Source organism: Erwinia sp. MMLR14_017 (assembly GCF_033657285.1).
Lineage (GTDB): Bacteria > Pseudomonadota > Gammaproteobacteria > Enterobacterales > Enterobacteriaceae > Erwinia.
The window spans coordinates 37,029-52,877 of sequence record NZ_JAWVWP010000011.1 but is presented as its reverse complement, the minus strand read 5'-3'; the positions used below and the strand labels follow the sequence as shown (position 1 = coordinate 52,877).

Below are 15,849 nucleotides of genomic sequence, written 5' to 3'. Positions count from 1 at the left end.
AGATTTGGCCGCTGCACTACAGTGAGACAGCTCACACTTATTGCGGGCTTTGCCATCAAATCCCCACCATTAAAAAGCCTTACAAAACCTTACATATCAGAAAGATAGCACATCTTAACACCCTAAAAGCGTCCTTAAGCGCGCTATTTGACCTTAGTACGCTTTCCCGATAAGTTGGAAATCCGCTGGAAGCTTTCCTAACGGGCCAGTGTCTCGGCATATCTATGCAGCAAGAAGACTCCCTCGTGATGCAAGTTATCTCCATATCAAGAGACCCGGAAATGTAAGAGCAGCTCTCCCTTCAGGAACAAGATAAAAAGTCTGGAGGAGTGCTCGGGGTAACGGCGTCCGCGTTTAGCGGTCAGGAAAATGATACAGAGCCTGGCACACCACCAGAAGCTTACTGTGATTGAAACTCTATAGGTAATGTCAAAAAGAAGTTGAGGAGGCCCCCGATGTCCAACACAAAACCTTTTCCCTATGGCTTGTACGACCCGACCAAAGGCAGCGACAGCTGTGGCGTAGGTTTTATCACGCGTAAGGACGGCGAGCAGACTCATGAGATACTTCAGATGGCACACAGTGCCCTGTGCACGGTACCTCATCGTGGGGGTATGTCGGCGGAAGGCGTGGGTGATGGCGCTGGCGTCAACGTGGACCTCTCCTTACACTTCTTCCGCAAAATTACTGGCCAGCCGCTGGAGTCAGGACAGTTTGGCGTGGGCAACTTCTTTGTGCCTAAAGATGTTGAGCTGCGCGCCAACGCCGAGCGTCTGGTTGAAGAAACCTTAGCTGCTTACGGTTTAGCGCTGTTGCTGAAACGCGATCTGCCGCTGGATGGCAGCGTGCTGCGTCCTGCCGCCCTCTCGTTCCAGCTACCAATCGTGCAATGGGTGTTTGCTGCCCCGCAGGATGTGCTGAATCAAAACGACTTTGAAAAACGCATCTACCGCGCTCTGCTGGATATTGAAGCGCGTGCTTTTACCGAAAGCCAGTTTGGCGGCCTCTACCCGCTTTCGCTCTCTTCGCGCACGCAGGTTCTGAAAGCTCGCCTGAATTCCAATGAAGTGATCCCTTACTTCAAAGATCTGACCGACAGAGATCACAAGGTGCGCGGGCTGTTCTTCCATACCCGTTTCTCTACTAATACCGATCCGCACACCACCATGGCCCAGCCTTTCCGGCTGATGGCGCATAACGGTGAACTGAATACCGATCGTAAAAACCGCATTGCAGAATCGGCGCTGGCGCTGGCGCGCGGTAAAAATATCGTGCGCCCTAAAGGACAGTCCGACAGCTCTCGTCTGGATCAGAGCATTCACAGCCGCCTGATGGAGGACAATCTCGATCTGATTAACGCCGTTGTCTCCATGATGCCGCCAGCGTGGGAAAACGATCCCTCCTTGTCCACCGAAGTTCGCGCCATGCTGGAGTACTTCTCTTTGTACGAAGAGAAGAACGATGGCCCTGCTGCGCTGATTTTCGGCAATGGTGAGATCATTGGCGCACGCCTGGATCGACTGGGCCTGCGTCCTCTGCGCTCCGTAGAAACCGCTGAGTATATCGGCGCCATGTCTGAAGCGGGCCAGATCGCCTTCCCACCGGAAAGCGTGTTGCGCCGTGGCCGTATCGAAGCGGGCGGCATGCTCTATTACGATCACCGTGAAAAACGCAGCTATACCACGCTCGAAGCGCTGGAAAAGCTGGCGGCAGAGAAAGATTACCCGGCGCTGCTGGCGCAGTCTCGCGTGACGTTGCAGGATCTCCCGGTGATCCCGGCAGAGCAACAGGGATCGCCGCTGCGCTACAGCGGCGACCTGAAAACGTATCAGCGTTTCGTGGCGTACTACTATAACCAGGAAAGCTTCAAGTTCATGATGGACCCGATGCTGAATACCGGCGCTGAGAAGATTTCGGCAATGGGTTATGGCAACGCCATCAACGGTTTGTCCGATCATGAAGGCGGCATGGCGCACTACTTCTCTCAGCGCTTCGCTCAGGTAACGAACCCACCATTAGACTCCATCCGTGAAGTTGACGGCATGACGCTGCGGGTAGCGCTGGGCGCTAAACCACATTTGGGCAGAAGCAAAGGCCGTCAGATCATCGTGCCCACGCCAATCCTGACCCACCTGGATATGCTGCAGCTGCGTGAACAGAAAGTGGCGCCTTATGCTCGCTTTGACATGCTCTATTCACCGGTGACGGGAACTGAACCGCAAAACCGCCTCGACAACGCAGATGCACTGGAAAAAGCGATTGACGATCTTGCTCAGCAGGTGGTGGACTTTGCCCGTGAGCAGGGCGGTATCGCCGTTCTGACCGACCGCCATATCTCCTCTACCCGCGCCGCTATTCCGATGCTGCTGGTGGTCTCTGCTATTAACCAGCGTCTGGTGCAGGAAGGGTTGCGCCTCGACGTCTCTCTGGTCGTCGAAAGCGGTCAGAGCATCTCCTCACACCATATTGCAGCAGCGCTGGGCTTTGGTGCTTCGGCAATTTACCCGCTGGGCGTGCAGATGCGTGCCGAAGAGAAATTCGGTGAGGGTGAGGAAGGCAATAAAGCCTTTAAACGCTATGCCAAAGCAGCGGAAAAAGCGCTGATGAAAACCATGGGTAAAGTGGGTCTCTGTACCGTAGAAAGCTACAGCTGTGGCGAATTCTTCGAGCCGAACTTCCTGAATACTGAAGATCGCGTACTGAAGAAATATTTCCCGAATATCAAAACGCCGGTAGGCGGCGCAGGCTTTGCCACCATCGCTCAGATGGCCGTGGACTGGCATCAAAGCTCGCTGAAGATTCAGGGTGAAGCTGAAGTGCCGTTGCTGGGCCTCTTTAAAGAGCGCGCAGAAGGTGCCGGACACTCTTACGGCACCATTGCAGTAAGAACCTTTATCGACATGACGGAGCAGCCTGTCCGCTTTGCGGACAAGCCACGCGATGAAGATCAGTTCATCCGTCTGCTGACGCTGGCTAAGCTGGATAATGCATTTAACATCAAGCCTGACTCCTTTGCAGACAGCAGCTTTGAGCGCATCCCGAACGACGTGATTGATAACTTTACCATCACGCCCGATTACCGTGAATTCTCCAGCCTGATGAATCAGGAGCGTAAACGTCGTCCGGCGGCGCTGCGCGATATCCTGGCGTTTCCTGCCGACCTGACCCATGTGGACAGCCAGGCCGAATTTGCCCGCAAGCTGGGTCGCTATTCGCTTACCAACAACGGGTTTGCTACGCGTGGACTGGTATGTGAAGCAACGGAAGGCCGCGAAGGCTACTTTACCCTGCGTCTGACCGATACCATTGTTGGCCTGAAGCCGGAAAAAGAGCGTCTGGCGGCGCTGTTCAGCGCGCTGAAAACCCGCTTCACCGACGAAATCGGCGACAGTGAAATCGTCACCGGTGCACTGCACCTGGCCGCAACAGGTAAAGCGGCGGAGTATCTGTCACGCATCTTTACCTCAGCCCCCTCTCTGCCGCTGAATGAGATCCAGCCGGCCAGCGAGATCACTCGCACCTTTGCCTCTGGCGCGATGAGCCACGGCGCACTGGTTGCGCCGGCTCACGAAGCGGTAGCGCATGGGACGAATATGGTTGGCGGCATGAGTAACTGTGGCGAAGGCGGCGAGCACTACTCGCGCCACGGCACCATTCGTGCGTCCCGCATCAAACAGCTCGCATCTGGTCGTTTTGGCGTCTGGGCTGCTTATTTGGCCGACCCGATGCTGGAAGAGCTGGAGATTAAAATTGGTCAGGGCGCGAAACCGGGTGAAGGCGGACAGCTTCCTTCGGCGAAAGTCACTGTTGAAATCGCTGCGGCTCGTGGCGGTACACCTGGCGTGGAACTGGTTTCTCCTCCTCCGCACCACGACACCTACTCCATCGAGGATTTGGCTCAGCTGATCCACGACTGTAAAGCGGCACGCGTGCGCGTTATCGTGAAGCTGGTCTCTTCTGAAGGGATAGGCACTATCGCCGTCGGCGTCGCCAAAGCGGGCGCCGATGTGATAAACGTCGCGGGTAATACTGGCGGCACCGGCGCGGCTTCCGTCACCAGCCTGAAATACACTGGGCGTGTTGCCGAAATTGGTATCGCGGAAGTTCATCAGGCGCTCTGTGCCAATGGACTGCGTGAAAAAGTGCTTCTGCGCTGTTCAGGTGCTCAGCAAACCGGTAGCGATGTGGTGAAATCAGCCCTGCTCGGTGGAGACAGCTTCGAATTCGGCACCACTGCGCTGATGATGCTGAAATGCGTGATGGCGAAAAACTGTAACGTGAAGTGCCCGGCAGGCCTGACCACTAACGCCGAAGCCTTTGATGGCGATCCGCGTCAGCTGGCGCAGTACTTTATCAACGTGGCGCACGACGTACGTGAGATCCTTGCTCGCCTGGGCTTACGCTCGCTGCGTGAAGCGCGCGGTCGCTCCGATTTGCTGCACCTGATGGATCATCCACTGGAAGTCGGCAAGCTGGATTTCCGTGCCATGCTCACCGTGGTGCCTGAGCTGAAAATCGCCCATCCGGTTTATCTGGAAAAAGATTTTGAACTGGATAATTGCTGGTCAGAACAGCTGAAACTGGAGCTGGTCGATCAGGGTAAAACGGCTATTCAGTTCGGCAACGGTATTGTTCTGAACAACCGCAACAAGAGCGTGGGCGGTCAGCTGGCAATTGATATTGAACGCCTGCTGAACCATGAGTTGAAAACAGAACAGCTGGCGAACATCCCGGCAGTGCTGCTGGACGATCGTGGGCGTCACTATCTTGCGCCTGCCACGGTGAACATCACTACCTCAGGATCTGCAGGTCAGTCCTACGGCGTGTTCTGCAACGACGGAATGCAGATGAAGCACACAGGTACCTGCAACGACGGCGTAGGCAAAGGGCAGTGTGGTGGCGAAATTGTGGTGACCTCACCTGGCGGCGGCTCGCAGGATGCTGAAGGCAACGTGCTGATTGGTAACTTCGCTCTGTTTGGCGCGACCGGTGGCCGTCTGTTTGTGCAGGGCCAGGCGGGCGACCGCTTTGCGGTACGTAACTCTGGCGCCACAGCCGTTGTGGAAGGCGTAGGCGATTTCTGCTGTGAATACATGACCAATGGCGCCATTCTTAACCTGGGCACTTACGGTACCGGTTTCGGCAATGGCATGAGCGGTGGCTTCGCCTATCAGTACGACCCGTATGGTACGCTGGCAGCTTCGGCCGCCGGGGATTCCGTGCTGTTTGGCTCCATTAGTGACGATAACGAAATGGCGCGCGTGCACAAAGAGGCGGTGCTGGCGATGCTGAACTGGCATCTGGAAGCGACCCAGTCGCCTCGTGCGGCCTGGCTGCTTGAGCACTGGGAAACCGAGTGCCAACACTTTGTCTACGTCATGCCGCGTTCGCTGCTGCTCTATCAGGAGAGCGCGGAAATTCTGAAGGCGAAGAGCCGCAAGGATCTGCTGGAAGAGCTTTCCACCGCGCTGGCGGGCCATCAGGTGACAAAATTCAAGACGGCGTGGCGGTTGAAAAAATCTATCGCTAACGGTGCGGTCCCGGCTTATGGCGCAACGGACACGCAAGAGATGTTTGTGTTGCTCAACAACTATACCGTTCTCAGCTTCGCTCAGCAGCTGGCGCTCTCTCGCTTGCCGAAAGGAACGCCGGTAGAAGATGCAGCGGTAGAAAAAGCGGTTCGTAATCTGTTGATGACAGAAGACTTTTCGCTGATTGCTAAATTACAGCGTCATGCACGCTCGGCGATTGAAAATTACAGTGATGATGAACTGGCCTGCCTCATCGCAGCGAAACGCATGGCCGATTACAAGGCGGCCCTGACGCAGCGAAATATCCGTTCTATGGACAGCCTGGCAACCTACGGCTGGATCATGTATCAGGATGCGCGGAACAGAGAAGTGCTGGGCGGACTGCCTGATTTTGAAGAGCTGTTTGCGCGGGCCGCTCTGCCAGAGATCGCTGCTGCCGTCGGGAAATTATCCTGACGGTTTACCCCCTTTGACTGAATATGATGAAACGGGATTGAGTACAGATAACCGATGAAAATTCCTTACATTCCTGAAGATGCGCCTTTTAATGGCGATCAGAAATACTGGCTGGCGGGGTTTCTCGCCGGGCTGCACTCGCGCCTGCTGGTGCTGGAAGACAATAAACAGGTTGCCGGAACCACTGCGGCGGCCACGACTCAGCTGCATATCCTGTTTGGTTCTCAGACCGGGAATGCAGAAGCCTTAGCGCAGAATGCAGCCAAAGCTGCCCGCGCGCAGGGTCTGGTGCCTGTGGTTCAGGGCCTGGGTGAAGTGGATATTGAAGTCTTTGCGACCATGCGTCATGTGCTGATTATTACCTCCACCTACGGTGAAGGCGAAATGCCTGATAATGCGCAGCTCTTCTGGCAGGCCATTTCTGCCAGCACCGCGCCACGTCTGGAGCAGATGCACTTCGCCGTCCTGGCCATTGGTGATACCGGCTATGATGGTTTCTGCCAGGCGGGCAAATTCATCGACATGCGGCTGGAGCAGCTGGGCGCAAAACGCGTCAGCGATCGTATCGACTGCGATATCGATTATGAAGAGCCATCCAATCAGTGGATTGCCACCTCCATGCCGCAGTTTGCCGCCAGTGCGGGCAGCAGCGGTACGGCGCTGGAAAACTTACCGGAAGCGCCGGTTATCCCCGGCAGCAACAAGCAGAATCCTTATGCGGCCGCGCTGATCACCAACAAGCGCCTGTCGGGCGCTAATTCCGGCAAAGATATTCGCCACTTTGAATTCGATTTAACGGACAGCGGCCTGAAGTATGAAGCTGGCGATGCGCTGGGGGTGATCCCGGTCAACGATCCCTCGCTGGTCTCTTTACTGCTGACGCAGCTGAACTCAGACTATGAGACGCCGGTTTCTGGCTTCGACAGAAGCCTGGGCGACCTGCTGACCTATCAGTTCGAGATTTCTGAGCCTTCCCGCAAGCTGATTGAGTGGGTTGGTCAGAACACCACGAATCAGGAATTGCGTCACGTTCTGCAGCATGATGATAAAGAGGCGCTGGGCGTCTGGCTGTGGGGTAAAGACACGCTGGATCTGCTGCAGCTTGAGCTGACGCGCTCGCTGAGCATTCCTGAGTTTGTGGCCCTGCTGCGTCCGCTACAGCATCGTGCTTACTCCATCTCTTCCAGTTCGAAAGCGCATCCCAATCAGGTGCATCTGACCATCGCTACGCTGCGTTATCAGAGCGCAGGCCGTGTACGCAGCGGCGTCTGCTCTTCATACCTGGCCGAGCGCGTTGGACGGGGGGAAAAGCCTGCTATCTTTATTTCCCCTAATAAATCCTTCCGTGTGCCTGCCAACGGCGAAGCGCCGCTGATCATGGTTGGCCCTGGTACGGGGATCGCCCCCTTCCGCGCCTTCCTGCAGGAGCGCCAGACAGTTGGAGCCAGCGGTAAAAACTGGCTGTTCTTTGGCGATCAACATCAGGAACATGACTTCATCTATCGGGATGAGCTGCTGGCCTGGCAGGAAAGCGGCCTGTTGACCCATCTGGATCTCGCCTTTTCCCGCGATCAGTCCAGTAAAATCTATGTGCAGAATCGCATGATGGAACAGGGTGCAGAGCTGTTTGCCTGGCTTGAACAGGGTGGCTATTTCTACGTTTGCGGCGATGCTTCACGCATGGCAAAAGATGTGGATAAAGCACTCTATCAGGTGATTATGCAGTTTGGCGGTATGTCCGCTGAGCGGGCGAATGACTATGTTGACCAGTTGAAGAAAGAGAAGCGCTATCTGCGCGACGTCTATTAATCTCGCTCTGGCTGACGGTAATAACAGGTCAGCCAGTCAGAGACAAAAAAACGGGCCGAAAGGCCCGTTTTTTTATTTCACAACGCGTAATGCCGGTCGGCCGCCGCGCGGAGGCGGTTCGTCGTCCGGATTATCTTCATCGTTATGTACGCTGTCATCCGGGCGGTCGCCATCAATTACGGACATAACCGTCTCTGGCGTGCCGTTCTGCTCAGCGTCCGGGTTATACTCCCCGGCCTCTTCGTACACTGGCTCAGGCTCAAACATCGTACCTGCGCCATTTTCACGCGCGTAAATCGCCATCACTGCCGCCAGCGGTACCGTTACCTGACGAGGAACGCCACCAAAACGGGCGTTGAAAGTGACCTCATCATTGCCCAGTTCCAGGTTACCCACGGCCCGCGGCGCGATATTCAGTACGATCTGGCCATCACGGGCATATTCCAGTGGTACCATCACGCCTGGCAGATTGATATCCACAACCAGATGCGGGGTAAGCTGGTTATCCAGCAGCCAGTCATAGAACGCCCGCAGCAGATAGGGGCGACGAGCGGTAAGTTGCGACATTTCCATCGTAATCAGCCCCGCGTTTGCAGGCGCATTTCACGTTCCGCTTCCGTCAGGGAAGCCAGGAAGGAATCACGCTCAAAGACACGTGTCATATAACCTTTCAGCTCTTTGGAACCCGCACCAATCAGTTCAATGCCCATCTGCGGCAGACGCCACAGTAGTGGGGCCAGGTAGCAGTCCACCAGGCTGAACTCTTCGCTCATAAAGAACGGCGTACGGGCAAACAATGGTGCGATTGCCAGCAGCTCTTCACGCAGCTGCTTACGCGCCGCTTCCGCTTCCTGCGCCGTGCCGTTTTCAACCTTACGCATCAGGCTGTACCAGTCCTGCTCCACACGGTGCATCATCAGACGGCTTTCACCACGGGCGACCGGGTAAACCGGCATCAGCGGCGGGTGTGGGAAGCGCTCATCAAGGTATTCCATGATGATGCGGGATTCGTACAGCGTCAGCTCGCGATCCACCAGAGTGGGCACGGTGCGATACGGGTTGAGGTCAATCAGATCCTGGGGCAGGCTATCCATTTCTACCTGCTCGATCTCTACGCTGACACCCTTTTCCGCCAGGACGATACGAACCTGATGGCTAAAAATGTCAGTCGGACCAGAAAACAGCGTCATTACCGAACGTTTGTTGGCAGCGACAGCCATGTAAACCTCCAAGTTTATCCAGAAAATTACTGCGCAAGCCCGCCAGGTGGCGACTAACCTGCTTAATAGATTGCCATTAGCATGATGTGAAGCCGAACCAGCATCCACTCAGGATTTCATGCATCAATGCCCTGCTAATGGGCGCAAAGTGACACACAGTTTACCAGATTTTAGACAGCTTGTGGGGCGGGAACGTCGATTTGACGGGAAAAGGGTAAAGCCCGTCGCGTTTTCAACCATTTTTGCCGATGGCGGAAAAGAAAAAACCCGGTGCAGGCACCGGGTTTTCCGATAATTTTTTCTGCCGAAGCAGAGCAAATTAACGTTTGGAGAACTGAGGACGACGACGTGCTTTACGCAGGCCGACTTTCTTACGTTCAACTTTACGAGCATCACGAGTTACGAAGCCTGCTTTACGCAGTTCGGAACGCAGTGACTCGTCATACTCCATCAGAGCGCGTGTGATACCGTGACGGATCGCACCAGCCTGACCAGAGATACCACCACCTTTAACGGTGATGTACAGATCGAATTTACCGACCATGTCCAGCAGTTCCAGCGGCTGACGAACTACCATGCGGGCAGTTTCGCGACCGAAGTACTGTTCTAATGAACGCTGGTTGATAACGATGTTACCGCTACCCGGCTTGATAAAGACGCGTGCGGAAGAGCTTTTGCGGCGACCAGTGCCGTAGTTTTGATTCTCAGCCATTGCCTGTAATCCCGATTAAATGTCAAGAACTTGCGGTTGCTGCGCCGCATGGTTGTGCTCGTTGCCCGCGTAAACTTTCAGTTTACGGTACATAGCACGGCCCAGCGGGCCCTTTGGCAACATGCCTTTAACCGCGATTTCAATCACACGCTCAGGACGGCGAGCAATCATCTCTTCGAAGGTCGCTTGCTTGATACCACCGATGTGGCCGGTGTGATGGTAATAAACCTTATCGGTACGCTTGTTACCAGTTACGGCAACTTTTTCGGCGTTAAGAACGATAATGTAATCACCGGTATCTACGTGCGGAGTATATTCCGCTTTGTGCTTACCGCGCAGGCGACGAGCCAGTTCAGTCGCTAAACGACCTAAGGTTTTGCCTGTTGCGTCAACAACAAACCAGTCACGTTGGACCGATTCTGGCTTAGCTGTAAAAGTTTTCATCTAAAAGCTTACCCAAATTAAGTTACACGTTGGTGAAATCCCAAACGCTTGAATAAACGGTTGAGGCTCACACGACCATCTTGACCAGCAAGCCCACCCCTTCGGATAGAGTTACTGGAACACAAAGAGTTTTGGGAAAAAAACCTTTGTTGTAACGTGGGGTCGCAAGATTATAGAGAAGTCGCCCGTAAAGAGCGACCCTTTTTTGATAATAATTGCTTCCCCTTCCCCCGCCCTGGCTTGCCTCAGGGCAAATGTGCCAGACGGAGGTACTCTTCGCTTTGCATCTCCTGTAAACGGGAGACGCAGCGTTGGTATTCAAACTTCAGCCTGGTGCCCTGATAAATCTCATACAGCGAGGCTTCGGCGGAGACCACCAGCTTAACATGCCGTTCGTAGAACTCATCCACCAATGCCAGAAATCGTCTGGCCTGGTCTTCTGTTTTGTAGATCATCACCGGCACGTTATAGAGCAATACGGTGTGAAAACGTCGTGAAAGCTCAATATAGTCGTGCTGGCTGCGTCCTTCTCCGCACAGCGTCAGGAACTCTATCGCCACAACACCCTCTGCTATACCCTGGGTGGCGAGAGAACGGTGATTGATCTCAAGTACCGGCTTCTCCCCTCTTGCTTGCCCGGAGAGCGCGATAAACATGCGATCCATCTCTTTATCCGTGGCATCGTTTAACGGCGATATCCACAGATGAGCAGAGGTCAACGACCGCAGACGGTAATCAATACCGGCGTCAACGTTCATAACGTCACAATGTTGCTTAATCATCTCAATAGCGGGCAGGAAGCGGGCACGCTGCAGACCGTTGCGGTAAAGATTGTCTGGCGGAATATTGGAGGTGGCTACCAGCGTAATTCCCCTGGCGAACAACGCCTCCATCAGAGTACCCAGCAGCATCGCATCGGTAATGTCAGAGACAAAAAACTCGTCAAAGCAGAGCAGATCCGTTTCGCTCTTGAAACGATCGGCAACGATCTGCAACGGATCGCTTTGGCCCTGTAATTCGGTCAGTTCCTGATGGACGCGCAACATAAACCGGTGGAAATGCAAACGCTGCTTGCGCTCACCAGGAATTGACTGAAAAAACAGATCCATCAGCCAGGTTTTTCCCCGCCCAACGCCGCCCCACATATAAAGCCCGCGCGCCGGTGTCTGAGTCTCCGTTTGTCCCTTACCCAACAGCTTATTCAGCTTGCCAAATAACCCCTTCCCGGAGGGTGCAGAGGGCGGCTCAACGTGAGTCAGGGCCTGAAAAACCCCGTCCAGACGGGTCATTGCTTCACGTTGAACATCATCAGGTTGAAATTCACCTTTATCCAGTGCCTGCTGGTACAACGTCAAAGGGGAGAGCGTTTGCATAATTTAGTCACATTTCCTGAAAAATTCGGTGCGCCAGGTATTTGATTGTCGAAAAAAAGGCCGCTCTACACTAAGCGATGCAGCCTCAGGATTCCACTTCCATCAGATTAGCGGTTATAGTGGCAGGTAGTGAACTGGCGTTGGCCAGTAGCCCTTACGGAACAACGACGACAACACGGGAGTTATTATGACCTGGGAATACGCGCTTATTGGGTTAGTAGTGGGATTAATCATCGGCGCGGTGGCAATGCGTTTCGGTAACAGGAAGCTTCGTGAACAGCGAAGCATGCAGTATGAGCTGGAAAAAACCAAAGCGGAGCTTTCCGATTACCGCGAAGAGCTGACCAGCCACTTTGCACAGAGCGCTGAGCTGCTGGATAACATGGCGCGGGATTACCGCCAGCTTTATCAGCATATGGCGAAAGGCTCGAACGATCTGCTGCCTAACCTTCCGGGTGAAAAGAACCCGTTTGCTTATCAGCTAACGGAGTCTGAAGCGGATAACGATCAGGTTCCTGTCCAGATGCCGCGCGACTATCCGGACAGCGCATCAGGATTGCTTCGCGGCGACCGCGCTGCACAGAAATAACCACGTTATAAGGGCGCGCCGCGCCCTTTTCTTATGCTTGTATCCAGCAATTGTGTTTCCAACTTCCCCATTAACCGGTAGCGAGAGCGTCGTAACGATGAAGAAAAAATCCTTACTTTTAAGCGCAGTGGCATTGAGCGTTGGTTTGAATCTGGCCCTTGCTCCTCAGGCTTTTGCTACGCTGCCTGCGCAGGTGGAAGGGCAACCTTTGCCAAGCCTGGCGCCGATGCTGGAGAAAGTGCTGCCGGCGGTGGTCAGCGTACATGTGGAAGGGACGCAAACACAAACTCAGGAGATCCCGGAGCCGTTAAAACGCTTCTTCGGCCAGGGCAACGTACAGGGTGATGCTCAGCCTCAACCGTTTGAAGGGCTGGCCTCCGGCGTGGTGATCAATGCCGAAAAAGGCTACGTGCTGACCAACAATCATGTGGTGAATGGCGCGGATAAAATCAGCGTGCAGCTAAGCGACGGACGTGAATTTGAGGCCAAACTGCTTGGTCACGATGAGCAGACTGATATTGCGCTGGTGCAAATCAGCGGCGCAAAAGGGCTGACGCAAATTAAAATTGCAGATTCTGATCGGCTGAAAGTGGGCGATTTTGCCGTTGCCATCGGCAACCCGTTTGGATTAGGCCAGACGGCAACTTCCGGGATTGTTTCCGCATTAGGGCGCAGCGGGTTGAATCTGGAAGGACTGGAAAACTTTATTCAGACCGATGCAGCCATTAATCGGGGGAATTCCGGTGGTGCGCTGGTGAATCTTAATGGTGAGCTGATTGGTCTGAATACCGCCATCCTCTCCTCTGCCGGCGGCAATATTGGCATCGGGTTTGCCATCCCGAGCAATATGGCGATGAACCTGGCGCAGCAGCTGATTGAATTTGGCGAGGTCAAACGCGGCCAGCTGGGCATCAAGGGCACCGAGATGACGGGTGAGATGGCGAAAGCTTTCAACGTAGACGTTCAGCGCGGCGCCTTCGTCAACGAAGTGTTGCCAGGCTCTGCCGCAGCGAAAGCAGGCATTAAATCTGGCGATATCATTACCACGCTGGATGACAAGGCTGTGGAGAGTTTTGCTGCGCTACGCGTAAAAATTGGTACCACCGCGCCAGGTAAAGATGTGAAGGTTGGTCTGCTACGCGAGGGCAAACCGATGACGGTGACCGTTAAGCTTGATACAAGTAGCCAGAGTGCTATCAGCGCCGAGCAGATGACACCAGCCCTGCAGGGGGCGACGTTAAGCGACGGCGCTGCGAAAGACGGCACCAAAGGCGTGATTATCGATGCTGTCGAAAAATCCACCCCGGCCGAGCAGTTCGGCTTACAGAAAGGCGATGTCATTGTCGGACTTAACCGGACGAAAGTCGATAATCTGGCAGCACTGCGTAAATTGCTGGAGGCTAAACCGCCTCTGCTGGCGCTGAATGTGATCCGCGGCGATGAGAACATCTACCTGCTTTTACGTTAAATCATGAAGCGGACACCTGCGTGTCCGCTTAACTCATGTTATCCTGCCCGCGTTGATTCACTCACCCTGTAAAGCCATGTTTCCTAAACTTTTGCGTTCAGTGCTTATTGGCCTGGTGGTCGCGGGTCTCTTGCTGGCAGCCCTGCCAGCGCTGAGGATCGGCAGTGACTTTTTCTCTCATAAGAATGAAAGCGCCGATGAGACGCCTGTCAGCTATAACTCCGCCGTGAGAAGAGCTGCGCCAGCAGTGGTGAATGTCTATAACCGCAGTGCCAATGCCTCTGCGGATAATCTGGAGATCCGTACTCTTGGCTCCGGCGTGATCATGGATGGCCGGGGATATATCCTGACCAATAAACATGTGATCAACGATGCCGATCAGATCATCGTTGCGCTGCAGGATGGCCGTATCTTTGAAGCGATGCTGGTGGGTTCAGACAGCCTGACCGATCTGGCTGTGCTGAAAATAACCGCCTCTGCTCTTCCCGTTATCCCTATCAACCCTAAACGCATTGCTCACATTGGCGATCTGGTGATGGCTATCGGCAACCCCTATAACATTGGGCAGACCGTCACCCAGGGGATAATCAGTGCAACCGGCCGCGTGGGCTTAAGCCCTTCGCGCTACCAGAACTTTCTGCAGACCGATGCCTCTATCAACAAAGGCAACTCCGGCGGGGCACTGATCAACTCACTGGGGGAACTGATGGGAATCAATACGTTATCGTTTGACAAAAGTAACGATGGCGAAACGCCGGAAGGCATAGGCTTTGCTATCCCTACTGCGCTGGCAGCAAAAATTATGGATAAACTGATCCGCGATGGGCGCGTTATTCGCGGCTTCATTGGTATCAGTGGTCGCGAAGTGCCTCAGATGCATGGGCAAAATAACGGCCTTGATCATATTCAGGGGATTGTAGTGACTAACGTAGCGCAGGGTGGACCAGCCGCTAAAGCGGGTCTGCAGGTCAATGACGTGATTACCAGCGTGAACCATAAACCCGCAATTTCCGCACTTGAAACCATGGATCAGGTTGCTGAAATCCGGCCTGGTACGGTAATTAATATGGATATTATCCGCAACGATCAAAAAATGACGCTGTCTGTAACGGTTCTTGAATATCCGGGGACTTAAGCAGGAAAGCGCGATGCAATAACAGAGGACCAGGCTGGCTGGCCCTCTGCTCAGTTATTTGACGAACTCTTCACCCAGGGTAATATCTTTTTTCAGCGTATCAAGCATGCCGGTCAACGCCTGCTGCTCGAATGCGCTCAGCGTACCGATTGGCTTGCGCTCGGCCACCCCATTTTTACCCAGCAGCAGCGGCTGTGAGAAGAAGCGGGCATGTTCGCCATCCCCTTCCACATAAGCACACTCAACCACGTTGCTCTCGCCGTTCAGCGCCCGCACCAGTGACAGACCAAATTTCGCGGCTGCCTGGCCCATTGATAAGGTGGCAGATCCCCCGCCAGCTTTCGCTTCCACCACTTCCGTTCCCGCGTTCTGAATGCGTTTGGTCAGGTCAGCGACTTCCTGTTCGGTAAAGCTGACGCCAGGTATCTGAGAGAGCAGCGGAAGGATGGTAACGCCGGAGTGTCCGCCGACAACAGGGACGTCCAGCTCAGCAGGATTTTTGCCTTTCAGCTCAGCCACAAAAGTGTTCGAGCGGATGATGTCCAGCGTCGTGACACCAAACAGCTTGTTCTTATCGTAAACGCCAGCTTTTTTCAGCACTTCGGCGGCAATAGCCACCGTGGTATTGACCGGATTGGTGATCACACCAATCAAGGCTTCAGGACAGGTGCTGGCGACTTGTTCAATCAGATTACGCACAATGCCAGCATTGACGTTGAACAAGTCGGAGCGATCCATACCCGGTTTACGGGCCACGCCAGCGGAGATCAGTACCACATCGGCACCCTGAAGGGCTGGTCGGGCATCTTCGCCGCTGAATCCTTTGATAGTAACGGCTGTAGGGATATGGCTTAAGTCAACCGCAACGCCAGGCGTAACGGGAGCAATGTCATACAGAGAAAGGTCTGAACCCGCCGGAAGCTGGGTTTTAAGCAGAAGTGCGAGAGCCTGGCCAATACCGCCGGCTGCGCCGAGAACTGCAACTTTCATCCTGAACTCCTTATAAGTGTACGAAATGTGCCGTGAATCCATCTGGTTAAGAATAGACGACCCGTAAGGTCAAACGCGAATGCTTCTCTGTGGTTTCGGGCTTTATGCCTGAAAAAGCTGAA

11 protein-coding genes are annotated in these 15,849 nt (G+C 54.3%); 5 read left to right on the top strand and 6 right to left on the bottom strand.

All coding sequences use genetic code 11. The annotated features are described in order from the left end of the window. Positions 1–455 precede the first annotated feature (455 nt). Positions 456–5,987, top strand: a complete 5,532-nt coding sequence (locus SD961_RS17055; RefSeq protein ID WP_318791538.1) for a glutamate synthase-related protein — start codon at positions 456–458, stop codon at positions 5,985–5,987. Positions 5,988–6,041: 54 nt separating this feature from the next. Next, positions 6,042–7,796 (top strand): sulfite reductase subunit alpha, encoded by a 1,755-nt coding sequence (locus SD961_RS17050; RefSeq protein WP_318791537.1) that lies wholly within the window; start codon positions 6,042–6,044, stop codon positions 7,794–7,796. A gap of 72 nt (positions 7,797–7,868) precedes the next feature. On the opposite strand, the gene sspB is transcribed toward SD961_RS17050, so the two are convergent. The 5 genes from sspB to zapE all read right to left on the bottom strand — a co-directional run bounded on the left by sspB (position 7,869) and on the right by zapE (position 11,545). Next, entirely contained in the window at positions 7,869–8,369 is a 501-nt protein-coding gene (gene sspB, locus SD961_RS17045) for a ClpXP protease specificity-enhancing factor (protein WP_318791536.1), read from the bottom strand. A 5-nt stretch (positions 8,370–8,374) separates the two neighbouring features. After that, complete coding sequence (gene sspA, locus SD961_RS17040) at positions 8,375–9,016, bottom strand: stringent starvation protein SspA (protein WP_306210144.1); 642 nt, start codon at positions 9,014–9,016, stop codon at positions 8,375–8,377. A 319-nt stretch (positions 9,017–9,335) separates the two neighbouring features. After that, complete coding sequence (gene rpsI, locus SD961_RS17035; RefSeq protein WP_306210142.1) at positions 9,336–9,728, bottom strand: 30S ribosomal protein S9; 393 nt, start codon at positions 9,726–9,728, stop codon at positions 9,336–9,338. Between the two features lie 15 nt (positions 9,729–9,743). Beyond that, positions 9,744–10,172, bottom strand: coding sequence for a 50S ribosomal protein L13 (gene rplM / locus SD961_RS17030; protein WP_306210140.1), 429 nt, complete (start codon positions 10,170–10,172; stop codon positions 9,744–9,746). 245 nt (positions 10,173–10,417) lie between these two features. After that, positions 10,418–11,545, bottom strand: a complete 1,128-nt coding sequence (gene zapE / locus SD961_RS17025) for a cell division protein ZapE (RefSeq protein ID WP_318791535.1) — start codon at positions 11,543–11,545, stop codon at positions 10,418–10,420. A 187-nt stretch (positions 11,546–11,732) separates the two neighbouring features. On the opposite strand from zapE, the gene zapG reads away from it, so the two are divergent. From zapG to degS, 3 genes are all read left to right on the top strand, one after another. Then, positions 11,733–12,134: a Z-ring associated protein ZapG gene (gene zapG, locus SD961_RS17020; protein ID WP_306210136.1), complete on the top strand. Its 402-nt coding sequence runs from the start codon at positions 11,733–11,735 to the stop codon at positions 12,132–12,134. 97 nt (positions 12,135–12,231) lie between these two features. Continuing rightward, positions 12,232–13,602, top strand: a complete 1,371-nt coding sequence (gene degQ, locus SD961_RS17015; protein ID WP_318791534.1) for a serine endoprotease DegQ — start codon at positions 12,232–12,234, stop codon at positions 13,600–13,602. Between the two features lie 76 nt (positions 13,603–13,678). Continuing rightward, on the top strand, positions 13,679–14,737 hold the full coding sequence (degS, locus tag SD961_RS17010; protein WP_318791533.1) for an outer membrane-stress sensor serine endopeptidase DegS: 1,059 nt from the start codon (positions 13,679–13,681) through the stop codon (positions 14,735–14,737). Positions 14,738–14,791: 54 nt separating this feature from the next. Here the strand turns inward: degS and mdh are convergent, their stop codons facing one another. Beyond that, positions 14,792–15,727, bottom strand: coding sequence for a malate dehydrogenase (gene mdh / locus SD961_RS17005; RefSeq protein ID WP_318791532.1), 936 nt, complete (start codon positions 15,725–15,727; stop codon positions 14,792–14,794). Positions 15,728–15,849 lie beyond the last annotated feature (122 nt).